At 67.2% G+C, this 23499-nt stretch carries 27 protein-coding genes; 8 read left to right on the plus strand and 19 right to left on the minus strand.

The annotated features are described in order from the left end of the window. Positions 1–34 precede the first annotated feature (34 nt). The gene (locus tag ABIB38_RS09555) at positions 35–700 is read left to right on the plus strand and encodes an HAD-IA family hydrolase (protein WP_429203524.1); all 666 of its coding nucleotides are present in this window, start codon (positions 35–37) and stop codon (positions 698–700) included. 104 nt (positions 701–804) lie between these two features. After that, on the plus strand, positions 805–1032 hold the full coding sequence (locus tag ABIB38_RS09560; RefSeq protein ID WP_429203525.1) for a hypothetical protein: 228 nt from the start codon (positions 805–807) through the stop codon (positions 1030–1032). Positions 1033–1039: 7 nt separating this feature from the next. On the opposite strand, the gene ABIB38_RS09565 is transcribed toward ABIB38_RS09560, so the two are convergent. The 13 genes from ABIB38_RS09565 to paaA all read right to left on the minus strand — a co-directional run bounded on the left by ABIB38_RS09565 (position 1040) and on the right by paaA (position 13378). Continuing rightward, on the minus strand, positions 1040–1507 hold the full coding sequence (locus ABIB38_RS09565; RefSeq protein ID WP_429203526.1) for a cupin domain-containing protein: 468 nt from the start codon (positions 1505–1507) through the stop codon (positions 1040–1042). A 42-nt stretch (positions 1508–1549) separates the two neighbouring features. After that, the gene (gene paaZ / locus ABIB38_RS09570; protein ID WP_429203527.1) at positions 1550–3601 is read right to left on the minus strand and encodes a phenylacetic acid degradation bifunctional protein PaaZ; all 2052 of its coding nucleotides are present in this window, start codon (positions 3599–3601) and stop codon (positions 1550–1552) included. Between the two features lie 25 nt (positions 3602–3626). Beyond that, positions 3627–4226: a phenylacetic acid degradation protein PaaY gene (locus tag ABIB38_RS09575; RefSeq protein WP_429203528.1), complete on the minus strand. Its 600-nt coding sequence runs from the start codon at positions 4224–4226 to the stop codon at positions 3627–3629. A gap of 4 nt (positions 4227–4230) precedes the next feature. Next, a complete protein-coding gene (pcaF, locus tag ABIB38_RS09580) occupies positions 4231–5436 on the minus strand; it encodes a 3-oxoadipyl-CoA thiolase (protein ID WP_429203529.1) in 1206 nt (401 codons plus the stop codon). Between the two features lie 10 nt (positions 5437–5446). Beyond that, positions 5447–6763, minus strand: coding sequence for a phenylacetate--CoA ligase PaaK (gene paaK / locus ABIB38_RS09585; protein ID WP_429203530.1), 1317 nt, complete (start codon positions 6761–6763; stop codon positions 5447–5449). A gap of 13 nt (positions 6764–6776) precedes the next feature. Then, positions 6777–7226 carry a hydroxyphenylacetyl-CoA thioesterase PaaI gene (paaI, locus tag ABIB38_RS09590; protein ID WP_429203531.1) on the minus strand — a complete coding sequence of 150 codons (450 nt, stop codon included), beginning with the start codon at positions 7224–7226 and terminating at the stop codon, positions 6777–6779. Beyond that, positions 7216–8745 carry a 3-hydroxyacyl-CoA dehydrogenase PaaH gene (gene paaH / locus ABIB38_RS09595; RefSeq protein WP_429203532.1) on the minus strand — a complete coding sequence of 510 codons (1530 nt, stop codon included), beginning with the start codon at positions 8743–8745 and terminating at the stop codon, positions 7216–7218. Before paaH ends, paaI begins: the two co-directional genes overlap by 11 nt. Positions 8746–8747: 2 nt before the next feature. Next, positions 8748–9539, minus strand: a complete 792-nt coding sequence (paaG, locus tag ABIB38_RS09600; protein WP_429203533.1) for a 2-(1,2-epoxy-1,2-dihydrophenyl)acetyl-CoA isomerase PaaG — start codon at positions 9537–9539, stop codon at positions 8748–8750. A 75-nt stretch (positions 9540–9614) separates the two neighbouring features. After that, a complete protein-coding gene (gene paaE, locus ABIB38_RS09605; protein WP_429203534.1) occupies positions 9615–10691 on the minus strand; it encodes a 1,2-phenylacetyl-CoA epoxidase subunit PaaE in 1077 nt (358 codons plus the stop codon). A gap of 40 nt (positions 10692–10731) precedes the next feature. After that, positions 10732–11244: a 1,2-phenylacetyl-CoA epoxidase subunit PaaD gene (gene paaD, locus ABIB38_RS09610; RefSeq protein ID WP_429203535.1), complete on the minus strand. Its 513-nt coding sequence runs from the start codon at positions 11242–11244 to the stop codon at positions 10732–10734. Continuing rightward, the gene (gene paaC / locus ABIB38_RS09615) at positions 11244–11996 is read right to left on the minus strand and encodes a 1,2-phenylacetyl-CoA epoxidase subunit PaaC (protein ID WP_429203536.1); all 753 of its coding nucleotides are present in this window, start codon (positions 11994–11996) and stop codon (positions 11244–11246) included. Before paaC ends, paaD begins: the two co-directional genes overlap by 1 nt. Before the next feature lie 21 nt (positions 11997–12017). Then, entirely contained in the window at positions 12018–12302 is a 285-nt protein-coding gene (gene paaB / locus ABIB38_RS09620; protein ID WP_429203537.1) for a 1,2-phenylacetyl-CoA epoxidase subunit PaaB, read from the minus strand. Between the two features lie 86 nt (positions 12303–12388). Then, positions 12389–13378 (minus strand): 1,2-phenylacetyl-CoA epoxidase subunit PaaA, encoded by a 990-nt coding sequence (gene paaA, locus ABIB38_RS09625; RefSeq protein WP_429203538.1) that lies wholly within the window; start codon positions 13376–13378, stop codon positions 12389–12391. A 117-nt stretch (positions 13379–13495) separates the two neighbouring features. On the opposite strand from paaA, the gene paaX reads away from it, so the two are divergent. After that, the gene (gene paaX / locus ABIB38_RS09630) at positions 13496–14431 is read left to right on the plus strand and encodes a phenylacetic acid degradation operon negative regulatory protein PaaX (protein ID WP_429203539.1); all 936 of its coding nucleotides are present in this window, start codon (positions 13496–13498) and stop codon (positions 14429–14431) included. Between the two features lie 86 nt (positions 14432–14517). Then, positions 14518–15651: a M14 family metallopeptidase gene (locus tag ABIB38_RS09635; RefSeq protein ID WP_429203540.1), complete on the plus strand. Its 1134-nt coding sequence runs from the start codon at positions 14518–14520 to the stop codon at positions 15649–15651. A 143-nt stretch (positions 15652–15794) separates the two neighbouring features. Here ABIB38_RS09635 and ABIB38_RS09640 read toward each other — a convergent pair whose 3' ends face one another. Both ABIB38_RS09640 and pmbA read right to left on the minus strand, forming a co-directional pair. Next, positions 15795–16034, minus strand: coding sequence for a hypothetical protein (locus ABIB38_RS09640; protein WP_429203541.1), 240 nt, complete (start codon positions 16032–16034; stop codon positions 15795–15797). A 14-nt stretch (positions 16035–16048) separates the two neighbouring features. Beyond that, entirely contained in the window at positions 16049–17401 is a 1353-nt protein-coding gene (gene pmbA / locus ABIB38_RS09645) for a metalloprotease PmbA (RefSeq protein ID WP_429203542.1), read from the minus strand. 93 nt (positions 17402–17494) lie between these two features. Here pmbA and yjgA point away from each other — a divergent pair, with 93 nt between their 5' ends. Genes yjgA through ABIB38_RS09660 form a run of 3 tightly spaced genes read left to right on the plus strand, consistent with a single transcriptional unit; the run spans position 17495 to position 19400 of the window. Beyond that, positions 17495–18097, plus strand: coding sequence for a ribosome biogenesis factor YjgA (gene yjgA / locus ABIB38_RS09650; protein WP_429203543.1), 603 nt, complete (start codon positions 17495–17497; stop codon positions 18095–18097). Further along, positions 18075–18719, plus strand: coding sequence for a molybdopterin adenylyltransferase (gene mog / locus ABIB38_RS09655; RefSeq protein ID WP_429203544.1), 645 nt, complete (start codon positions 18075–18077; stop codon positions 18717–18719). The genes yjgA and mog overlap by 23 nt, the downstream gene beginning before the upstream one ends. Positions 18720–18731: 12 nt before the next feature. Beyond that, positions 18732–19400 carry an alpha/beta hydrolase gene (locus ABIB38_RS09660; RefSeq protein WP_429203545.1) on the plus strand — a complete coding sequence of 223 codons (669 nt, stop codon included), beginning with the start codon at positions 18732–18734 and terminating at the stop codon, positions 19398–19400. Between the two features lie 156 nt (positions 19401–19556). Here the strand turns inward: ABIB38_RS09660 and ABIB38_RS09665 are convergent, their stop codons facing one another. After that, positions 19557–20882: an aspartate aminotransferase family protein gene (locus ABIB38_RS09665; RefSeq protein ID WP_429203546.1), complete on the minus strand. Its 1326-nt coding sequence runs from the start codon at positions 20880–20882 to the stop codon at positions 19557–19559. 145 nt (positions 20883–21027) lie between these two features. Between ABIB38_RS09665 and ABIB38_RS09670 the strand changes: the two genes are divergently transcribed. Beyond that, the gene (locus tag ABIB38_RS09670; protein WP_429203704.1) at positions 21028–21582 is read left to right on the plus strand and encodes a carboxymuconolactone decarboxylase family protein; all 555 of its coding nucleotides are present in this window, start codon (positions 21028–21030) and stop codon (positions 21580–21582) included. Positions 21583–21629: 47 nt separating this feature from the next. On the opposite strand, the gene ABIB38_RS09675 is transcribed toward ABIB38_RS09670, so the two are convergent. From ABIB38_RS09675 to ABIB38_RS09685, 3 genes are all read right to left on the minus strand, one after another. Continuing rightward, positions 21630–22478, minus strand: a complete 849-nt coding sequence (locus ABIB38_RS09675; RefSeq protein WP_429203547.1) for a fumarylacetoacetate hydrolase family protein — start codon at positions 22476–22478, stop codon at positions 21630–21632. A gap of 72 nt (positions 22479–22550) precedes the next feature. Beyond that, a complete protein-coding gene (locus ABIB38_RS09680) occupies positions 22551–22913 on the minus strand; it encodes a c-type cytochrome (RefSeq protein WP_429203548.1) in 363 nt (120 codons plus the stop codon). Next, the gene (locus ABIB38_RS09685) at positions 22910–23482 is read right to left on the minus strand and encodes a c-type cytochrome (protein WP_429203549.1); all 573 of its coding nucleotides are present in this window, start codon (positions 23480–23482) and stop codon (positions 22910–22912) included. The genes ABIB38_RS09680 and ABIB38_RS09685 overlap by 4 nt, the downstream gene beginning before the upstream one ends. Positions 23483–23499 lie beyond the last annotated feature (17 nt).

A 23499-nucleotide genomic window follows, 5' to 3' on the forward strand; every position in this document is an offset into this window, starting at 1 on the left:
TCCCCTCTGTTCACCTTTCTACAGCAACGAATCCATGACAGCCCTGCCCGCACGCGACTACGCCGCCTTCCTGTTCGACATGGACGGCACCATCCTCACTTCGATCATCGCCGCCGAGCGCGTCTGGGCCGCCTGGGCGCGCGGCCATGGCCTGGACGTCGACGTCTTCCTGCCGACCATCCACGGCAAGCGCAGCATCGACACGGTGCGCGGCGTCGGCCTGCCCGATATCGACCCGGAGGCCGAAGCGCAGCGCATCACGCAGGCCGAGATCGAGGACGTCGAGGGCATCGAGGCGATCGCCGGCGTGGCGGCGTTTCTCGCCACCCTGCCGGCCGACCGCTGGGCCATCGTCACGTCGGCCCCGCGCGCGCTGGCCGAGGCGCGCATCGCCGCGGCCGGACTCCCGACGCCGCCGGTGATGGTGGCCGCCGAAGACGTCCAGCGCGGTAAACCAGCGCCGGATCCGTTCCTGCTGGGCGCCGAAAAGCTGGGCATGCGCGCGCAGGACTGCCTGGTGTTCGAGGATACGCTGGCCGGCCTGCAAGCGGCCGAGGCGGCCGGAATGGACAGCATCGTCGTCACCGCCACCCACCACGAGCCGCTCGAGACGAACGTGACCGGCGTGCCGGACTACGACGAGCTGCGCGCCATCCGCACGCCGGAAGGCCTGCTGCGGCTACAGCGCACGCGGTCCTGAATCTCGGTCCTGAATCGTGCTCCTGAATTTCGCTCCTGAATCGTGCTCCCGCATGATGCCGGACATGGTCCCATACGGGACCAACCGCATTGTGGAGATCGATCATGCAGCGCTATGCAAATCGCAGCGGCCATTCCGGCGTCGTCGCCTATGAACTCGGGGCCGGCTCGATCACGGTGACATTCACGGGGGGCGAGCGCTACCTGTACACCGCGGACAGCACCGGCGCCGACCATATCGCGCGGATGCGCGAGCTGGCGCGCGAAGGCCAAGGGTTGGCCACCTACATCAGCCAGCATGTGCGCGAATGTTACGCGCGCAAGCTGGCGTGAAGCCGGGCTAGGCGTCCCGTTGCGGATAAGGCGTCCCGTCCCTGTGCAGGTAGCTGTTGGACGCCTGCTCGTAGCGCATGTCGATGTCGGCATAGGTCACCACGTCGTCCTTGTTGCGCGAACCGATCACGAGAAACACGCCCGGCCCCCAGCCGCGGTTGACCAGCTGGTGGCCGTCGGGTCGCCCGGCCGGGAACGCGGCGTGGTCGCCGGCGCGCATCAGGGTCTCGCCCTCGTCCGTAATGAGCACCAGCTCGCCCGAGACGACCGTGACGAATTCGTCCTCGTGCGAGTGCCAGTGGCGCTGCGACGATGCGGCGCCAGGCTGCAGTTCGACCAGGTTGACGCCGAACTGGGTCAGGCCGCCCGCATCGCCCAGCGCCTGGCGCGTGCGGCCGTCCACCGCCTCATGGAACGGCGCCGGATAGCCGGTGCCGCTCAACACCGGAATACTGCTCAGATCGAGTCTCGGCATCGCATGCCCCTTTCGGTTGCCCTGGATGAGTGAAGCGCCGGGTCAGGCGCGCTTCAGCACCAGCGTCAGGATATCGTAACTGGCCACCAGCTCGTCGCGCTGGTTGGTCACCTGCACGTCCCACGCCACCACGCCCTGTCCCCTTCCCTGCTCGTCGGCGCGGTTGCGGTCGACCTTGCGCTTGCAGGTCAGGCGCGCGCGGATGGTGTCGCCGATCGCCACCGGCGCCACGAAGCGCAGGTTGTCCAGGCCATAGTTGGCCAGCACCGGCCCCGGCGCCGGCGACACGAACAGGCCGGCCGCCGCCGACAGCACGAAGTAGCCGTGCGCGATGCGCTGGCCGAACTGCGTGTCTTTCGCCGCGATCTCGTCGAAGTGCATGTAGAAATAGTCGCCCGAGACGCCGCCGAAATTGACGATGTCGGCTTCGCTCACCGTGCGGCGGTGCGTCAACAGAGAATGCCCGATCTCCAGGTCGTCGAAGTAGCGGCGGAATGGGTGGATCTCGCTTTCCTTGACGGCGCCGCCGCGCACGTATTCGCCAGTGACCGCCCCGAGCATGGTGGGCGAGCCCTGCACCGCCGCGCGCTGCAGGAAGTGCTTGACGGCGCGGATGCCGCCCAGCTCCTCGCCACCACCGGCGCGGCCCGGGCCGCCGTGCTTGAGTTGCGGCAGCGGCGAGCCGTGGCCGGTATTGTCCACCGCGGCTTCGCGGTCCAGGATCAGCACGCGGCCGTGCGAGGCCGCCGCCACCGGCACGGCATAGGCCGCAATCGCAGGGTCTTTGGTGGCGAGCGTCGTCACCAGGCTGCCCTTGCCGCGCGCGGCCAGCGCCAGGGCCTCGTCGATGTCGCGGTAGGTCATCAGGGTGCTGACCGGGCCGAAGGCTTCCACGTCGTGCACGGCGTCGTTGTCCATGGCGTTGCGGCACAGCAGCAAGGTGGGCGAGAAGAAGGCGCCGCTGGCGACGTTGTCGCCGACCGGACTGAAGCCGTCGCGCGCGCTGAACAGCACCTCGTTGCCGCGCGCGAGCAGTTCGACCCGCTCACTGACGTCGCGCTGCTGGTCTTTTGAGGCCAGCGCGCCCATGCGCACACCCTCCACTTTCGGATTGCCGACCGTGATGCCCGCCAGGCGCGCGCGCAGCCGTTCTCCGACCGCATCGACCAGCGTTTCCGGCACGATCACGCGGCGGATCGCGGTGCACTTCTGGCCGGCCTTGCCGGTCATCTCGCGCGCCACTTCCTTCACGAACAGGTCGAATTCGGGGTCCTCGAGCGTGACGTCCGGCGCCAGGATCGCGCAGTTGAGCGAATCGGCTTCGGCCGTGAACGGCACCGAGGCGCGGATCAGGTTCTGGTTCGAACGCAGCCGGGCGGCGGTGTCGGCCGAGCCGGTGAAGGTGACCGCATCGAAGCCCGTCATGCGATCGAGCAGGTCGCCGGTGCTGCCGATCACGAGCTGCAGCGCGCCATCGGGCAGCAGCGTCGACTCCACCATCATCCTGACCACGGCATGGGTCAGGTAGCTGGTGGCGGTGGCCGGCTTGGCGATGCAGGGCATGGCCGCCAGGAAGCTCGGCGCGAATTTCTCGAGCAGGCCCCAGATCGGGAAGTTGAAGGCGTTGATGTGCACCGCCACGCCGCCGCGCGGCACCAGGATATGGGTGCCGGCGAAGCCGCCGCGCTTGCCCAGCGCCATGGCCGGGCCCTCATGCAGCACGTTCGACGATGGCAGCTCGCGCGAGCCCATGCTGGCATACGCGAACAGGGTGCCGATGCCGCCCTCGACGTCGACCCAGCTGTCCTGGCGCGTGGCGCCGGTCAGGTGCGAGATTTCATACAGCGCTTCCTTGCGCTCCATGAGGTACAGCGCCAGCGCCTTCAGGCACTGCGCGCGCTGCTGGAAGTCGAGACGCATCAGGCTCTTGATGCCGGTCTTGCGGGCAAAGCTCAAGGCTTCGTCGAAATCGATCGGCTCGAGGTGCGTGTGATAGATCAGCGCGTTGTCGAGCGCGCTGTGCAGCGCGGTGTGCGCTTGCTGGCCGTGCCAGCGGCCGGCGATCAGGCTTTGCAGGGTCGGGATGTCACCCATATCGTCGTCTCCTCAGGTTTTCTCTTCAGGCTTTCGGCTTGTGCATGCCGTCGGCGTCGAATGCGATGCGCTCTCTGGCCGGCGCGACTTCGGTATCCGCCTCGACTTCGCGCATGGTCTGCAGCGAGCGCACGTTCAGTTCGTGGTACTGGCGGGTGCCGACGCCTTTCCATCGCACTTCTTCATCGGTGAGCTCGCGCATCACCCTGGCCGGCGTGCCCATCACCATCGAGCGCGGCGGAATCACCATGCCGGCCTTCACGAAACTCATCGCGGCCACGATCGACGCTTCGCCGACCACCGCCTTGTCCATCACCACCGCGTTCATGCCGACCATCGCGTTGCGCTTCACGCGGCAGCCGTGCAGCACGGCGCCGTGGCCGATATGGCCGTCGACTTCGACCACGGTATCTTCGCCCGGGAAGCCGTGCATCACGCAGGTGTCCTGCAGGTTGGCGCCCTGTTCCAGGATCAGGCGGCCGAAATCGCCGCGCAGGCTGGCGCAGGGGCCGACGTAGCAGCGCGGGCCGACGATCACGTCGCCGATCAATACCGCCGACGGGTGGACGTAGGCGCTCGGATGCACGACCGGCCGCACGCCGTCGATCTCGTAGACCTTCACCATTCCTCTACACTCGCTCGACGATCAGGGCGATGCCCTGGCCGACGCCGATGCACATCGTGCACAGGGCGTAGCGTCCGCCCGTGCGGTGCAGCTGGTTCACGGCCGTCGTGACCAGGCGCGCGCCGGAGGCGCCCAGCGGATGGCCGATGGCGATCGCGCCGCCGTTCGGGTTGACGCGGGGGTCGTCGTCCGCCAGGCCGAGGGCGCGCGTGACGGCCAGCCCCTGGGCGGCGAAGGCTTCGTTCAGCTCGATCACGTCCATCTGGTCGAGCGTGAGGCCGGTCCGGGCCAGCAACTTCTTCACGGCCGGCGTCGGGCCGAAGCCCATGATGCGCGGCGCCAGGCCGGCGGTGGCCATGCCGACCACGCTTGCGCGCGGACCCAAGCCGTAGCGAACGACGGCTTCGCTGGACGCCAGCAGCAGCGCGCAGGCGCCGTCGTTCAGGCTCGAGGCGTTGCCGGCGCTGACCGAACCATCCGGCGTGACCACGCCCTTGAGCCTGGCCAGCGCGTCGAGGCTGGTGTCGGGGCGCGGCTGCTCGTCGGTGTCGACCACGCGCGCTTCCCCTTTCCTGCCTTGCACCGTCACCGGAACGATCTCGTCCCTGAAGAAGCCTGCTTCGTTCGCGCGCGCCCAGCGCTGCTGGCTGCGCAGGGCGAACGCATCCTGGTCGGCGCGGGCGATGCCGAACTCGCGCGCCACGTTCTCGGCGGTTTCGGGCATCGAATCGACGCCATACTGCGCCTTCATGGCCGGATTGACGAAGCGCCAGCCCAGGGTCGTATCCTCGACCCTGGCCGCGCGCGAAAAAGCGCTGTCGGCCTTGCCCATCACGAACGGCGCACGGGTCATGCTTTCGACGCCGCCGGCGATCACGAGCTGCGCTTCGCCGGCCTTGATGGCGCGCGCGGCGGTGCCCACGGCATCCATGCCCGAGCCGCACAGGCGGTTGATGGTGTTGGCCGGCACGCCCTGCGGCAGCCCGGCCAGCAGCGCGGCCATGCGGCCGACGTTGCGGTTGTCTTCGCCGGCCTGGTTGGCGCAGCCGTAGAACAGATCGTCGACCGCCGCCCAGTCGAGACTCTTGTTGCGGGCCATCAGCGCCGCGATCGGCAGCGCGGCCAGGTCGTCGGCACGGATGCTGGACAAGGCGCCGCCGTAGCGGCCGAAGGGAGTGCGGACGGCATCAACGATGAATGCGTCGATCATGGAAAATCTCCTATTTTTGTTTGGGACGACGGTCGACCACGCGCCGGGCCTTGCCGGTCAGGGTGCGCTCGATGCCCTGCGGCGCCAGCAAGGTCACGCCGGTGGTCACGCCGACATGGGTCTTGATGCAGTGCTGGAGCTCGCGGCGCAGCGCGTCCACGCTGTCCGGCGGCGTGCTGGCATCGCGTAGTTCGCACAGCACCTCGAGCGTGTCGAGGTGGCCGTCACGCGCCACCACCAGCTGGTACTGCGGCGCCAGCGCCGGCATCCCGAGGATCAGTTCCTCGATCTGGCTCGGGAACACGTTCACCCCGCGAATGATCAGCATATCGTCCGAGCGGCCGGTGATGCGGCCCATGCGGCGCATCGCGCGCGAGGTCGGAGGCAACAAGCGGGTCAGGTCGCGCGTGCGGTAGCGGATGATCGGCAGCGCTTCCTTGGTGAGCGAGGTAAACACCAGCTCGCCCTCCGCGCCGTCCGGCAGCACCGCGCCGGTGTCGGGGTCGATGATCTCGGGGTAGAAATGGTCTTCCCAGATCACGGGACCGTCCTTGCTCTCGATGCATTCGCTGGCCACGCCCGGCCCCATCACTTCGGACAGGCCGTAGATGTCGACCGCATCGATGCCGGCGCGCGCCTCGATCTCGCGCCGCATCGCGTCGGTCCACGGCTCGGCGCCGAAGATGCCCACCTTCAGCGACGACCGGGCCGGATCGAGACCCTGGTGCATGAACTCCTCGACGATATTGAGCATGTACGAGGGCGTGACCATGATGATCGACGGCTTGAAGTCCTGGATCAGCTGCACCTGCTTTTCGGTCTGGCCGCCCGACATCGGAATCACGGTGCAGCCCAGGCGCTCGGCGCCGTAGTGGGCGCCCAGGCCGCCGGTGAACAGGCCATAGCCGTAGGAGACCTGCACCAGGTCGCCCTTGCGGCCACCAGCGGCGCGGATCGAGCGCGCCACGACGTCGGCCCAGGTGTCGATATCGTTGCGGGTGTAGCCGACCACGGTCGGCTTGCCGGTGGTGCCCGACGAAGCGTGCACGCGCACCACCTGCTCGCGCGGCACGGCGAACAGGCCGAACGGGTAGTTGTCGCGCAGCGTCTTTTTCTCGGTGAACGGAAACTTCGCCAGGTCGGCCAAGGTCTTCAGGTCGCTCGGGTGCACGCCCGCTTCGTCGAATGCGGCGCGGTAGTGCGGGACGTTGTCGTAGGCATGCTGGAGCGTCCATTGCAGGCGCCGCAGCTGAAGCGCCTGCAGCTCGTCGCGGCTGGCGCGTTCGATCGGTTCCAGCTCGTCGCCGGCGGGAATGCGTTGCACCATCTCGATCTCCTTCTTACGTGTCGACGCACGCGTCCATCGGCACCACGGTGCCGGCGACGCGGTGCGACTTGCCGCGCAACAGCGCGATCGTGCGCCCGTCCTGGTCCGTCACGGCGACGTCATAGATGCCGGTCTTGCCCTGCAGCGCCTGCTCGATCGCCTCGGCCACCAGCAGGTCGCCGGGACGGCCGGGCGCGAGGTAGTCGATCGTGCAGCCGGCGCCGACGGTATTGAAGTTGTGCGAGTTGCAGGCGAAGGCGAAGGCGCTGTCGGCCAGCATGAAGATGTAGCCGCCGTGGCAGGTGGCGTGGCCGTTGAGCATGTCGTCCCTCACCGTCATCGACATGCGCGCATAGCCGGGACGGATCTCGAGCAGCTGCATGCCCAGGCCCCGGCTGGCCGGATCGCGTTCGTACATCGTGCGGCCGGCCAGTTCGGCCAGCCGTTGCGCGCTATCGGGCATGGAAACGCGCTCCCTGCGGATTGGCCGCCAGCTTGCGGCGCAGCAGCGGCGACACGCGGTAGCGATCTTCGCCATAGGCGGCGGCCAGGTTGGCCAGCACGGCGACGACATGGCGCAGGCCGACCGCGTCGGCCCAGGCCAGTGGGCCGCGCGGATAGTTCACACCCTTCTGCATCGCGATGTCGACCGCGCGTGCGCTGCACACGCCCTGGTTGACGGCGTCGGCCGCCTCGTTGGCCAGCATCGCCAAGGTGCGCATCACCGCCATGCCGGGCACGTCGTCCAGGCGCGTCACGGCAAAGCCCGCGGCCTGGAACAGCCCGACCGCGGCCTGCCAGGCGCCGTCGCCGCACTGGTCGGCGCGCGCCAGCGCGATGCGGGCGGCGCCTGCGGGGTCGAGCAGCAGGTCGAACAGGACCGTGTCGCGGTGGCCGTCCGCCTCGGCGCGCTCGGTGGCGCTGCGGCCGTCGGTCAGGTAGATCGCGGCGCCGTCGCAGTACAGGCCGGGCGCGGCCTCGATGGCGACCGGATCGAACCCGGCGCCGCGCAGGCGTTCGACGATCGCGTCGACCGCACCAAGGCCACCCGCATGGCGCAGCGCCGGCGGGGTCTGGCTGGCCGCTTCGGTGTGCGGCGCCGGCGTGGCGGCGGCGTCGTCGTAGCGGTAGAAACCGCGTCCGGTCTTGCGGCCCAGGAAGCCGGCGCTGACGAGTTCCTGCTGCAGGATCGAGGGCGTGAAGCGCGGGTCGTTGTAAAAGGCGGCGAACACCGACTTGGTGACCGAGAAATTCACGTCGTGGCCGATCAGGTCCATCAGCTCGAACGGGCCCATGCGAAAGCCTCCGCAGTCGCGCATCACGGCATCCAGCGTCGCCACGTCGGCGGCCTGTTCCAGCAGCAGGCGCAGGGCTTCGGCGTAGTACGGCCGGGCCACACGGTTGACGATGAAGCCGGGCGTCGACTTCGCACGCACTGGGCTCTTGCCCCAGCGTTCGGCAAGGTCGTGGACGAGGTTCGCGACATCGCCGCTGGTCGCCAGGCCTTCGACCACTTCGACCAGCGCCATCAGCGGCACCGGATTGAAGAAGTGCATGCCCACCAGGCGCTCGGGATGCCGCAGTGGCGCGCCGATCGCCGTGACCGAGATCGACGAGGTATTGGTGGCCAGGATGCAGTGCCGGCCGACGATGCCTTCCAGTTCGGCGAACAGGGCGCGCTTGGCGTCCAGGTCCTCGACGATGGCCTCGATCACGAGGTCGGCGCCGGCGGTTTCGCGCAGCGACGCGATGCGCTTGAGGCGTTCGCGCGCCAGGTCGGATTCGACCGCACCCATGCGGCCCTTCGCGACCAGCTTCGCGTAGGTTTTGCCGATCTCGAGGATGGCCTTGTCGGCGGCATCAAGCCGGGTATCGAACAGCAGAACCTGGTGGCCGGCGGTGGCCGCCACCTGGGCGATGCCGGCGCCCATGGCCCCGCTGCCGATCACGGCGACCGTGCTGCCTGGAGGGATGGCGTACATGCTCACTCTCCCTTGAAATGCGGCGTGCGCTTGGCCACGAAGGCGGACACGCCTTCGCGGTAATCGTGGCTGTAGCCGAGTTCGCGCATCATGCCGGCCTCGAGCTGCAGCTGGTCTTCGAGTGAGTTGGCGTAACTGGCCTGGAACGCCTTCTTGGTGAAGGCCAGCCCCTTCGTCGGCGCGGCGGCGAAGTGTTCGGCCATCGCCATCGCTTCGATCATCAGGGCTTCGTCGGGCACGCAGCGCCAGATCAGGCCCCACTCCTCGGCTTTCTCGGCGCTGAGCTTTTCGCCCAGCATGGCCAGCCCCATGGCGCGCGCATGGCCGATCAGGCGCGGCAGGTGCCAGGTGCCGCCGGTGTCCGGAATCAGGCCCAGCTTGCTGAAGGCTTCGATGAAGCTGGCCGATTTGGCGGCCAGCACGATGTCGCAGGCCAGCGCCAGGTTGGCGCCGGCGCCGGCGGCCACGCCGTTGACGGCGCAGATCACCGGCAGCGGCAGGTTCTTCAGGGTGAGCACCAGCGGAGCGTAGAACTGCTCGACCGATTCGCCCAGGTCGACGCCGGGCTCGCCCGGGTCGACGGCGCGATCGAGCAAGTCCTGGCCGGCGCAAAAGCCGCGGCCGGCGCCGGTCAGGACCAGCACCCGGACGGATCGGTCGGCCTGCACCTTGCCCAGGGCGTCGCGCACTTCGAGGTGCATGGCCCGGGTGAAGCTGTTCAGGCGCTCGGGGCGGCTCAGCGTCAGGAGCGCGATGCCGTTCTCGATCTTGAACTGTATGGATTCGTAGGTCATTGTTGTCTCCACTATTTTCGTTATCGCTCGCACGTCGTCTTTTGGCTACGGGCTACGGGCTATCGATCGATTCGCTCACTCGTGGATGTCGAAATCGACGACGACCTTGTCGGTGACCGGAAAGCTCTGGCAGCTCAGCACGAAGCCGCGCGCGACTTCGTAGTCTTCGAGCGCGTAGCTCACGTCCATCTCGACTTCGCCATCGAGCACCTTGCAGCGGCAGGTCGAGCAGACGCCGCCCTTGCATGAGTAGCGCATGTCGAGCCCGGCGCGCAGGCCGGCCTCCAGCAGCGACTCCTTGTCCTTGTCCATTGTGAAGCTGGCGGCGCTGCCGTCCATGATCACGGTCACTTCGGTCAGGCTTCGCGCTGCCGGTTGCACGGCGCGCGGCATGCGCGCGCGCGCCGGCGCGCTGGCGGCAAAGAGTTCGATCCGGATCCGCTCCTTCGGCAGGCCGGCCGCCTGCAGCGCGCGCGAGACGCCGTGCATCATGTCTTCCGGGCCGCAGATGAAGGCGACGTCGATGTCCCGGATATCGATCCAGTGGCGCAGGAACTGGCGGCACTTGTCTTCGGTGATGCGGCCGTTGAACAGCGCGATGTCCTGCTGCTCGCGGCTCATCACGTACACCAGCCGCAGGCGCTCCATGTACTGGTCCTTCAGGTCGGTCAATTCATCGCGGAAGATCACGCTCGACGAGGCGCGGTTGCCGTAGACGATGGTGAAGCGGCTCTCGGGTTCGGCCTGCAGCGTGGTCTTCACGATCGACAGGATCGGCGTGATGCCGCTGCCGGCGGCGAACGCCAGGTAATGGCGGCTGCTGGCCGCGTCGAGCGGCACGTTGAAGTTGCCGGCCGGCGGCATCACTTCCAGCGTGGCGCCGGGTTGCAGGCTGTCGTTGGCCCAGCTGGAAAACAGCCCGCCGCTGCAGCGCTTGATCGCCACCCGCAGCTGCGCGTCCTGCACGGCCGAGCAGATCGAATACGAGCGGCGCACGTCCTCGCCATCGATGGTGGCGCGCAGGGTCAGGTACTGGCCCTGGCGGTAGGCGAAGGCGTCCTTCAGCTCGGGCGGGACGTCGAAGGTGACGGCGATGGCGTCGCGCGTCTCGTGCTTCACCTTCGCGACGGTCAGTGGATAGAACCTGGTCATTGCGGCCTCAGTGGCAATTTAGTAGCAACTTAGTGACAACTTAGTGGCATTTGAAATAGTCGAACGGCTCGCGGCAGTCGAGGCACTTGTACAGCGCCTTGCACGGGGTCGAGCCGAATTCGCTGGTCAGTCGGGTGTGGGGCGAGCCGCAGTGCGGGCAGGCGACGTCGGGCGCGGCGCGGCGGCGGATGCCGGCGTGCAGGCCGCTGACGTCGATCGCCTGCTGCACCGGCGGCGCGATGCCGTAGCCCTTCAATGCCGCCTTGCCGGCCGCGCTCATCCAGTCGGTGGTCCAGGCGGGGGACAGGCGGCGCTCGATGCGGACCTGCTCGAGGCCATGCGCGTGCAGGGCTTCGCTGACAGAATCCGAGATCACCTGCATCGCAGGACAGCCGGAATACGTCGGCGTGATCGTGACCACGCATTCCTCACCCTCCAGGCGCACGGCGCGCACGATGCCGAGATCGACCACCGAGATGACCGGGATCTCCGGGTCGGCGACTTCGCCGAGCCAGCTCCAGACCTGGTCGAGGCTGACGTCCAAGGCGGTCATTACCAGGTCGACCCCGGATAGGCGCGCTGCAGGAACTGCATCTCGGCCAGGATGAAGCCGAGGCGCTCGCTGTGGCGGCCCTGCTTGCCGCCGCGCTGCATCCAGGCGTCCGGCGGCGGCATGCTCAAGGTGGCGTCGTTGAAGATGTCGGCCATGTGGTCGAGGCACTCCTTGCGCAGCGCGTCGGCCGGCGGCGCCACGCCCTGCGCCACCATCGCATCGTCGATCTCGTCATAGAGGAACATCTCGCCGCTGTACATCCACAGCTCGTCGAGCGCCGTCTGCATCATGGCGCGGCTCTTGTCGGTGCCGTCGCCCAGGCGCACCACCAGGTCGCCGCTGCGGCGCAGGTGGTAGGTGACTTCCTTGACCGACTTGGCGGCGATCTCGCGGATGCGCTCGTCGCTCGAGCGGGTCAGGCCGTCCATCAGAAAATAGTGCCCGGTGTCGAACAGGAACTGGCGCATCAGGGTGTCGGCATAGCTGCCGTTGGGCTGCTCGACCAGCAGGCAGTTGCGGTACTCGATGGCATCGCGCAGGAAGGCCAGGCGGTCTTCGTCGCGGCCCTTGCCTTCGAGTTCGCCCGCATACGTCAGCCACATGCGGGTCTGGCCCAGCAGGTCGAGCGCGACGTTGGACAAGGCCATGTCTTCTTCGAGCGCGGGGCCCTTGCCCACCAGCTGGCACAGCTGCTGGGACAGGATCAGGGCGTTGTCGCCCTGGCGCAGCAGGTATTCGTACTTCGCGTCCATCTCATCGGCCTCCAGGCGCGCTCACAGGTTCTTGACTTCTTCCGGCATCGGGAAGAAGGTCGGGTGGCGGTAGACCTTGCTGTTGGCCGGCTCGAACAGCGCTTCCTTATCAAGCGGGCTGCTGGCGACGATGTCGGCGGCGCGCACCGCCCAGATTGACACGCCTTCGTTGCGGCGGGTGTAGACGTCGCGCGCGTTGTTGATCGCCATCTCGGCGTCAGGGGCGTGCAGGCTGCCGACGTGCTTGTGGGCGAGGCCGTGCTGGCTGCGGATGAAGATTTCCCACAGGGGCCATTCTTTGCTCATGTTGCTGTCTCCGTTAGTGCGGTGCGCCGGCGTGGATTGAACGCGTGGACGGCGGAGCCGTCCACCCCACGGATTTCAGGCTGTTCTTATGCGGCGGCTTGTTTGGCGGCTTGCTTGTCGGCGTGGGCGACGAGGGCGTCGCGGAACCATTCGCCGTCGTCCCATGCCTTGACGCGCGTGCGCAGGCGCTCGCGGTTGCAGGGGCCGTTGCCCTTCAGGACGTTATGAAACTCGGACCAGTCGATCGCGCCGAAATCGTAGGAGCCGCGCGCCTCATTCCACTTGAGGTCGGGATCGGGAATCGTCAGGCCCAGATACTCGGCTTGCGGCACGGTCTGGTCGACCATGCGCTGGCGCAGCTCGTCGTTCGAGAACAGCTTGATGCGCCAGGCCGTCGATTGCGCGCTGTTGACCGATTCGGCATCCGACGGGCCGAACATCATCAGGGACGGCCACCACCAGCGATTCAGCGCATCCTGGGCCATCGCCTTCTGCTCCGGCGTGCCCCTGGCCAGCGCCATCATGATGTCGTAGCCCTGGCGCGCGTGGAAGGATTCTTCCTTGCAGACGCGCACCATGGCGCGGGCGTACGGGCCGTACGAGCAGCGGCACAGCGGGATCTGGTTGATGATGGCCGAGCCGTCCACCAGCCAGCCGATCGCGCCCATGTCGGCCCAGCTCAGGGTCGGATAGTTGAAGATGCTCGAGTACTTGGCCTTGCCGGCGTGCAGGGCCGCCAGCAGCTCGTCGCGCGAGACGCCCAGCGTCTCGGCGGCGCTGTACAGGTACAGGCCGTGGCCGGCCTCGTCCTGGATCTTGGCCAGCAGGACCGACTTGCGCTGCAGGGTCGGCGCGCGCGTCACCCAGTTGCCCTCCGGGAGTTGGCCGACGATCTCGGAATGCGCGTGCTGCGAAATCTGGCGGACCAGCGTCTTGCGGTACGCTTCCGGCATCCAGTCCTGCGGTTCGATCTTGATCCCGGCGTCGATGCGCGCCTGGAACGCCTGCTCTTCGGCGCTCATGTCCTGTTCTGTGCGGACTTTCTTGAGGCCGGTCTCCACCATCTGTGCGTACATCGCTTCCCCCGTGGTTCTCTACAATTGCAAACCCGTCCAAATCATAATACGATACAAAAAACTTGATGTACACAATAATTTTGAATCATATTGCATCACTAAAACTTGACCTTAATCATGAAACGACTGTCCAGCGCTGAGTGGATCGCCCACGACCTGGCCCTCGATCCGCCGCGCCACAAGTCGCTGGTGGTGACCGTGTGCGGCGACACCATTGCCCCGCACGGCGGCGCCTTCTGGCTGGGCAGCATGATCGACCTGGTGGGCCCGCTCGGCGTGGGCGACCGGCTGGTGCGCACCAGCGTGTTCCGGCTGGTGCAGGAAGGCTGGCTGACGGCCAGCCGCGAGGGCCGGCGCAGCCGCTATGCGATCGAGCCGAAGGCGCTGCCGCGCTTCGAGCGCGCCAACCGCCGCATCTATTCGGCGCCGGGCCTGGACTGGGACGGGCGCTGGACCTTCGTGCTGGCCCCGCATGGCAAGGGCGCCGGCATCGACGCCGAGCTGCGCGCCCTGCTGCGCAAGGAACTCGAGTGGGAGGGCTTCGCGATGCTGGCCACCGGCGTGATGGCGCATCCGGCGCCCGAGCGCGACACGCTGCGCGAGATCCTGGCGCGCGCCGACGCCACCGACAAGGTATTCGTGTGCCAGGCCGACGCGCTGCCCGGCATGGGCACGCGGCCGCTGCCCGAGCTGGTGGGCGACTGCTGGAGCCTGGAAGCGGTGGTCAATGCCTATCGCGGCTTCATCGACCGCTTCGCGCCCTTGCCCGACATGCTGGGCAAGGGCGACGTGACGCCCGAGCATGCGTTCGCGATCCGTACCCTGCTGATCCACGCCTACCGCCGGGTGCAGCTGGACGACCCGATGCTGCCGCTCTCCCTGTTGCCGCAGCCGTGGCCAGGGACCGACGCCTACGCGCTGGCGCGCGCCATCTACCGCCTGTGCCACGCGCGCGCCCAGGAGCACGTGCTGGCGATGCTGCGCAAGGAAGACGCGGCGACGCCGGAAGCCGACGCCGCTTATTACGGCCGCTTCGGCGGCCTGGAAGGGTGACTCAGGCCTTGCCTATCGGGATAGCTTCTAACCGAAAACGGGTATCATCGCTGCTTCAACGTACCCTCTCAACACAGGACAACACCATGTCTATCAAGATCAGCAGCCAATTCGACGCTGGCGCCATCGAGGTCGTGAACGCCACCAGCGCCAACGCCATCGACCTGAACATCCGCAAGGACTCGCACGCCGACATCATCCAGTGGTTCTACTTCCGCCTGCAGGGCGCGCAGGGCGAAGCCTGCTCGATCCGCCTGCTCAACGCCGGCCAGGCCGCCTATCCGGCCGGCTGGGAAGGCTACCAGGCGATGGCGAGCTACGACCGCGTGAACTGGTTCCGCGTGCCGACCAGCTACGACGGCCAGGTGCTCACCATCGAGCACACGCCGGGCATGGACAGCGTCTACTACGCCTATTTCGAGCCGTATTCGTGGGAACGCCACCTGGAGCTGCTGGACCGCGCCCAGATGTCGGAAAACGTGCGCATGCTCGACCTGGGCTCGACCGTCGATGGCCGCGACCTGAACATGCTGGTGATCGGCGAGCCGGCCGAGGGTAAAAAGAAGGTGTGGGTGATCGCGCGCCAGCACCCGGGCGAGACGATGGCCGAATGGTTCGTCGAAGGCATGCTCGACGCGCTGCTCGATCCGGCCCACCCGTTCGGGCGCCAGCTATTGAAAGAGTCGGTGTTCTATGTGGTGCCGAACATGAACCCGGACGGCTCGGTGCGCGGCAACCTGCGCACCAACGCGGCCGGCGCGAACCTGAACCGCGAGTGGCTCAATCCGAGCATGGAGCGCAGCCCCGAGGTGTTCCTGGTGCTGCAGAAGATGCACGAGACAGGGGTCGACCTGTGCCTGGACGTGCACGGCGACGAGGGCCTGCCCTATGTGTTCGTGGCCGGCAGCGAATCCCTGCCGAACTTCACCACCGAGCAGCGCCAAGCGCAAGACCGCTTCATCGCCGACTTCAAGATCGCCAGCCCGGACTTCCAGGACGCGCACGGCTACGGCGCCACCCCGTACACCGACGAGACCCTGACCATGGGTTCGCCGCACGTCACCCACGCCTTCGGCTGCCTGTCGCTCACGCTGGAACTGCCGTTCAAGGACAATGCCAACGACCCGGACCCGCAAGTCGGCTGGGACGGCGCGCGCAGCGCGCGCCTGGGCGCGGCGGTGCTGCAGCCGGTGCTGAACGCGATCCGCGCGGTCAGGTAAGCACGGTAAGCACGCTCCGCTGTCGCGACAACGCCCCGCATGCGGGGCGTTGTTGTTGTTGTTGTTGCTGGTGTTGGTGGTGGTGGTAGTGGCGCGCCAGGTTCAGGCCGCCTCTTGAGTCGCCGCTCCGGCGGCTGCCGCGTTCAGAGCTGGACGCCCAGGTGGGTGTTGACCCAGGCATTCGCATCCGCGCTGCTGTCGAAATGCAGGGTCGCGATCGCGGTTTTATCGTGCGCCAGGAAAGTGGCGTACACCTTGCGGCTGTCCGCGCCCGAGCTGAGCAGGTCGGACTGCGGGGCCAGCTCGACGGTGGCCACCAGGTCGAGATTGAGCAGCACCGTCTTGGGGCTGGTTTCCTTGTCGATGCGGACGAATCGGCCCATGGCGCGCTCCTGTTTCAGTTTCCGGCCACGACCATCTTTTCGATCAGGATCGAGCCGGTGGTCTTGTTACCGCGTACAAGGGTATCGTTACCGACGGCAACGATTTGCTGGAACATCTCACGCATATTGCCGGCGATGGTGATCTCTTCGACCGGATACTGGATGACGCCGTTCTCGACCCAGTAGCCCGACGCGCCGCGCGAATAGTCGCCGGTCACGTAGTTGACGCCCTGACCCATCAGTTCGGTGACCAAGAGGCCCGTGCCGAGTTTGCGCAGCATGCCTTCGAAATCGTCGCCGCGGCGGGTGTCCTTGGAGACGATCTCGAGATTGTGCGAGCCGCCGGCATTGCCGGTGGTTTGCATGCCCAGCTTGCGTGCCGAATACGAGGACAGGAAGTAGCCCTGCAGCACGCCATCGGCGATCACCTTGCGGCGCACGGTCTTGACGCCCTCTTCGTCGAACGGCGCCGAGCCGACCGCGCCGATCAGGTGCGGGTCTTCGACGATCTGGATATGCGACGGGAATACCTGCTTGCCCAGCGTGTCGAGCAGGAACGTGGATTTGCGGTACAGCGCGCCGCCCGACACGGCTTGCACGAAGGCGCCTATCAGGCCGGCGGCCAGCGGCGCTTCGAACAGCACCGGACAGGTGCGGGTGTCCAGCTTGCGCGCATTCAGGCGCGCCAGCGCGCGCTCGGCGGCGTAGCGGCCCACTTTCTCGGGCTTGGCCAGTTCCTTGGGATTGCGCGACGAGGTGTACCAGTCGTCGCGCTGCATCTGGTTGCCCTTGCCGGCGATCGGCGCCACCGAGAGCGTGTGGCGCGAGAACGGATAGCCGCCGATGAAGCCGCGCGAGTTGGCGCCGACGAAATGCGATTGCTGGACGTAGACGCTGGCGCCTTCGCTGTTGGTGATGCGCTTGTCGACCTCGAAGGCGGCGTTTTCGCAGCGCTTGGCCAGCTCCACCGCTTCTTCGGTGCTGATCTGCCATGGGTAGAACAGGCGCAGGTCACGCGGCGCGAGCTCCAGCAGGTCGGCGTCGGGCAGGCCGGCGCAATCGTCCTCGGCGGTGAAGCGGGCGATGTTGGCGGCCGCCTCGACGGTGGCCTTGAGCGAGACGGTCGAGAAATCGGAGGTGCTGGCATTGCCGCGGCGCTGGCCCACGTAGACGGTGACGCCAAGGCCCTTGTCCTTGTTTTGCTCGATCGTCTCGATGTTGCCTTTACGCACAGAAACCGACAGACCACTCCCTTCGCTGATCTCGACCGAAGCGTCGGTCGCGCCCTGCTCGCGGGCGAACGCAAGCACGTCGCGCGCCAGCTGTTTGAGCTGATCCTGGGTGTGGATAAAAGCGTTGTCGTTCATAGGTGTTTTTCTTGGCAGGCCCTAAAACAGTTATCATAGCAGCCGTTTACAGTTTTCACTGATCGGCCCTGCGCCAATCAAATCATTCATATCATGCCTAATCCAAATCGCGGCTCGGTCGGCTTCCAGTCGAACGAGTTCGAACCCGAATACGACCGCCCTTCCAAATCGGAGCTCAAGCGCCAGTCGAACGAGCTGCAAAAGCTCGGCGAGCAACTGGTCGAGGCGCCGCGCGACCGCGTCAAGCGCGTGCCGATGCCGGAGGACGTGCGCGATGTCATCCTCGAAACCCAGACCATCACCAACCACGAAGGCCGCCGCCGCGCCATGCAATTCGTGGGCAAGAAGATGCGCACCCTGGACGAGGAAGAAGTCGCCGCCATCCAGCGCGCGATCGACAGCTGGAAAGGCGCGTCGAAGTCCGAGACCGCCGCCCTGCACGCGCTCGAGCGCCGCCGCGAGAAGCTGCTGGCCGACGACAAGGCCCTGACCGTCCTGCTCGAAGAAAATCCCGAGCTCGACGTCCAGCACCTGCGCACCCTGATCCGCAACGCGCGCAAGGAAGTGGCGGAATCCAAGCCGCCGAAGGCCTACCGCGAGATCTTCCAGATCCTGAAGGACCTGAACAAGAAGAAGAAGAAAGCCGACGCCGACCCTGAAGAAGAAGGCAACGATGACGAATCCGACGACGCTTGAAGCGATGCCGGCGCATGAGCTGGTCATCGGCCTGGTGTCGGTGTCCGACCGCGCCAGCGGCGGCGTCTACGAAGACAAGGGCATCCCGGCGCTGAACGAGTGGCTGGCGGGAGCGATCACCACGCCATTTCGGGTCGAGACGCGCTTGATCCCCGACGAGCGCGCCGCCATCGAGGCGACCCTGGTCGAACTGGTGGATGGCGCGCGCTGCCACCTGGTGCTGACCACCGGCGGCACCGGTCCGGCGCGGCGCGACGTCACGCCCGAGGCCACGCTGGCCGTCGCCACCAAGGAGATGCCCGGCTTCGGCGAGCAGATGCGCCAGATCAGCCTGCGCTTCGTGCCGACCGCGATCCTGTCGCGCCAGACCGCCGTCATTCGCGAAGTACAGGACGACGCCGGCGGTCACGCGGCCCTGATCATGAACCTGCCGGGCCAGCCGAAGTCGATCAGGGAAACCCTCGAGGGTCTCAAGGACGACGCCGGCAACACGGTCGTCGGCGGCATTTTTGCCGCCGTTCCCTACTGCATCGACCTGATCGGCGGCCCCTACATGGAAACCGATCCGGCCGTGAGCAAGACTTTCCGCCCCAAATCGGCATTGCGTCCACCCGTCGCCTAACTGAAGGAAGCCATGAGCCAGCTGCTTGAGAACATCGAAATCGACACCGCACCGAACCCGGAGATCGCCATCATCTGGCTGCACGGCCTGGGCGCCGACGGCAACGACTTCGTGCCGATCGTGCGCGAACTGGACCTGGCCGGCCTGCCGGGCATCCGCTTCGTGTTCCCGCATGCGAACACGATGCCGGTGACGATCAACGGCGGCTACGTGATGCGCTCCTGGTACGACATCGTCGCCACCGACCTGGTGCGGCGCGAGGACGAAGCCGGCCTGCGCGCCTCGCAGCTGCAGGTGGAGGCGCTGATCGCGCGCGAAAAGGCGCGCGGCATCCCGGCTTCGCGCATCATCCTGGCCGGCTTCTCGCAGGGCTGCGCGATGACCCTGCAGACGGGCCTGCGCCACCCGGAACCGCTGGCCGGCATGATGTGCCTGTCGGGCTACCTGCCGCTGGCGGGCGTGGCCGGCGCCGAGCGCCATGAAGCCAGCCTGGCCACGCCGATCTTCATGGCGCATGGCGTGCAGGATCCGGTGGTGCCGTTCGCGCGCGCCGAGGATTCGCGCAAGGTGCTCGAGTCGCTCGGCTACCAGGTCGAGTGGCATGCCTACCAGATGCAGCACACGCTGTGCCTGGAAGAGGTGCAGGACATCGCCAAGTGGATTCGCAAGGTCGTCGCGTAATTTTGCGGTACTGATTTGCTGGCTGACTTGGGTTCCCGCCTTCGCGGGAACGACGGATCGATGGCGGTGGCAGTAGAAAGCTCCAGTAGCCGGCAGCATTAGCACGTCGTTCCCGCGAAGGCGGGAACCTAAGCTTTTCAACCCACCACGATCGCCTCAATTCGCAAGCGCCGCCTCCACCGCATCGCTCAGGCGCGACACGATCTCGGACAGATCCGCCGGCGTCGCGATGAACGGCGGCGCCAGCAGCACATGGTCGCCGCGCTGCCCATCGATCGTGCCCCCCATCGGATAGACCAGCAGCCCGCGCGCCATCGCCTCGGCCTTGATCGCCGCATGCAGCTTGCGCTCCGGCACGAACGGCTCCCGGGTCTCGCGGTCGCGCACGAATTCCAGCGCCAGCAGCAGCCCGCGTCCGCGGATGTCGCCCACGTGCTCGTGCACCCCGAACACGTCGCCCAGCATGCGGCGCAGCGTCGCGCCGCGGCTGCGCACCCGCGCCAGCAGGTCGTCGCGCTCGATCACCTGCTGCACCGCCAGCGCGGCGCTGGCCGCCACCGGATGGCCGATATAGGTGTGCCCGTGCTGGAACATGCCGCTGCGGCTGCGCAGGCATTCGACGATCGCCTCGTGCGCCAGCACCGCGCCGATCGGCTGGTAGCCGGCGCCCAGGCCCTTGGCCACGGCCACGATGTCGGGCGCCACGCCGTCCTGCTCGATCGCGTACATGGTGCCGGTGCGGCCCATGCCGCACATGACCTCGTCGGCGATGAACAGGATGCGGTGCCGGTCGCAGATCTCGCGCACGCCCTGGAAGTAGCCCGGCGTGGGCGGGATCGCGCCGCCGGTCGCCCCCACCACCGGCTCGGCCACGAACGCGATGATGTTCTCGGGCCCGGCGCGCAGGATGGTCGTCTCCAGTTCGTCCAGCAGCGCGGCGGTGTAGTCGTCGACGCTGACGCCTTGGGCGCGGCCGCGGTACTCGTAGCAGGCCGACACCCGCAGCGCATCCTTCAATAGCGGCGCGAAGGCGCGCCTTCTCCATTCGTTGCCGCCCACGCCCAGCGCGCCCAGCGTGTTGCCGTGGTAGCTCTGGCGCCGCGCCAGGAAGCAGGTGCGCTGCGGCTCGCCCATCTCGACCCAGTACTGGCGCGCCAGCTTGAGCGCGGTCTCCATCGCCTCGGAGCCGCCGGAGACGAAATACACGCCCCCCATGCCCTCCGGCGCGCCCTCGACCAGGCGATTGGCCAGCTGCTCGGCCACGTCGGTGGTGAAGAACGCCGTGTGGGCGTAGGCGCAGCGGTCGATCTGGCGGTGCATGGCGGCGATCACGTCCGGGTGGCCGTGGCCGAGCGAAGAGACGGCGGCGCCGCTGCTGGCGTCGATGTAGGTCTTGCCGTTGCTGTCGCGCAGCAGGATGCCCTCGCCGCCGGCCGCGAGAGGCGGCACCTGGCGCAGGCTGCGATGGATGATGTGGCTCATGGACGCTTCTCCGATCTCCGATAGGGACGACACTTGACGATAAGCGCGCATGCGTCGGCTTTCTTTGATTTTTAGCGCGGGCCGTGCGAATATTTTCTTGGGATCACTATTGGAGCAACAGATGAGTGCGCACATGACTGAGCAAATAAGCGAGCGCCTTGGCCCCATCCCCGATCATGAACTGAGCGACGCCCAGCGCGCCGCCGCGCAGGAGATCATCGCCGGCCCGCGCGGCGCCGTCTACGGCCCCTTCGTGCCGCTGCTGCGCAGCCCCGAGCTGATGCGTCATGCGCAGCGCATGGGCGAGTACCTGCGCTACCGCAGCGCGATCGGGGCACGGCTGTCGGAGCTGGCGATCCTGGTCACGGCGCGCCAGTGGGACCAGCAGGTGGAGTGGGCGATCCATGCGCCGATCGCGGCCCAGGTGGGCATTCCGTCGTCGGTCATCGCGGCCATCGCGGCGCGCGAACGGCCTGGCGACATGCTGGTGGACGAGGCGGTGGTGCACGACTTCTGCGTCGAGCTGCACCAGCGCAAGGCGGTGTCGGACCAGGTGTACGCCGACGCGCTCGCGCTGTTCGGCGCGCACGGCGTGGTCGACCTCATCGGGATCAACGGCTACTACACGCTGCTGGCGATGGTGATGAACACGGCGCGCACCAGCGTGCCCGCAGAGGGCGACTGGCGCATGCCGGATTGAGGCCCGAACTTGGGCTCCCGCCTTCGCGGGAGCGACGTGCTATTGGCTTACTTGGGAAACGCGACCACCTCGGCCTGCTGCTCACCCAGCCCCGCGATCCCCAGGCGCAGCTTGTCGCCCTTTTTCAGGAAGCGCTGCGGCGAGCGGCCCATGCCCACGCCCGGCGGGGTGCCGGTGGTGATGATGTCACCCGGCTCCAGGGTCATGAAGCGCGACACGTAGCTGACGATCTGCGCCACGCTGAAGATCATGCTGCCCGTGTTCCCGGTCTGCATGCGCTTGCCATTCAGCTCCAGGTAGAGGTCGAGGTCCTGCACGTCATGGATGTCGTCGCGCGTGACCAGGAACGGGCCGACCGGGCCGAAGGTGTCGCAGCCCTTGCCCTTGTCCCACTGCGAGCCCATCTCGAACTGGAAGGCGCGCTCGGAGACGTCGTTGACCACGCAGTAACCGGCCACGTATTTCAGCGCTTCTTCTTCGCTCACGTACTGTGCGCGCGCGCCGATGATCACGCCCAGCTCGACTTCCCAGTCGGTCTTCTTCGCGCCTTTCGGCAGCAGGATCGCATCGTCCGGGCCGTTCAGGGAGCTGATCGCCTTGGTGAAGAACACCGGCTCGGTCGGCATCGCGGATTTGGTTTCGGCGACGTGGTCGGCGTAGTTCATGCCGATGCCGATGAATTTGCCGACGCCCTTGACCGGCACGCCCAGGCGCGGATTGCCGCGCACCAGCGGCAGGGTCTTGTGGTCGATCTTCGCCAGCTTGCGCAGCGCCTTGTCCGACAGCTGCGACGCGTCGATGTCGTCGATGATGCCGGACAGGTCGCGCAGGCGGCCTTCTTCGTCGAACAGGCCCGGCTTCTCTTTGCCCGGGCGGCCATAGCGCACCAATCTCATTGTGGTCTTCCTCGTCGTGAACGTGGGGCCGCTGGCGGCCCGCATCAAACCGGCGATGATACCAAGGATCGGCTAGCGGCTCAGAAGATAGGCGCTGATGTCGATCGCATCGCGCTCGCTCACGCCCATGGCCGGCATCGCGTTGCCCGGGTCGATCGCCTGCGGGTCCATGATCCAGCGCACCAGGTTGGCCTGGGTGTTGGGCACCTTGCCGGCGATGTAGCGGCGCTCCGCCATGTCGGCGAGCGGACGGCCGACGAAGACCTGCGAGCCGGCGATGCTCGGCACCGCATGGCAGGAATGGCAGGCGTACTGGGTCAGCGCGATCTTGCCGCGCTCGGGATCGCCCTGGATGCCGGGCGCCGGCCGTGTCGGACCGCAGGCCGCCAGCAGCATGGCCAGCGCCGTCAATGCGGTGATGCGTGCCGTGCTCATGGCGCCTCCTCTCGTGTTGCGGAGCGCGCGCCGTCCTCGCGGGCGGTCATGCGCCGAAAATCTTGCGACGTCATGGTCGGCAGGGCCGACACGAACGCCACCACGTCCCAGATGTCGCCGTCGCTCAGGTGGTATTCCCAGGCCGGCATGCCGCTCATCTTGATGCCGTTGCGGGTGATCCAGTACAGCTCGCGCGTCTCCCAGTTGACGTCGGCGTCGACCAGGGGCCCCGGCACCGGCTGCATGCTCATGCCCTGCCTGAGCGGCGCCACGCCCGGCCCGCCATGGCACTGGATGCAGTTGGCCTGGTAGACGGCGGCGCCGCGCAGCACCTGCTCGGGCGCGCCCAGCCCCTCCGGCACCTGGATGTCGCGCGCATGGTTCTGCACCGAGTACTGCAAGCCTTCCTCGAACACGGTATAGATCAACGGGTAGTGCTGCTGGGTGGCGGCGATGTTGTAGAACCCGCCGCGCAGGACGATCGCACCGATGACGGCGCCGATCAGCCCTGCCCCCGCAAGGGTCAGCACCATGGTCTTGACGATAAGTCGTGTGCGATTGGATAGCATAACCTAGGGCGTTCAGT

Source organism: Massilia sp. UYP11 (genome assembly GCF_050434805.1).
In the GTDB taxonomy this organism is placed as follows: domain Bacteria; phylum Pseudomonadota; class Gammaproteobacteria; order Burkholderiales; family Burkholderiaceae_D; genus Telluria.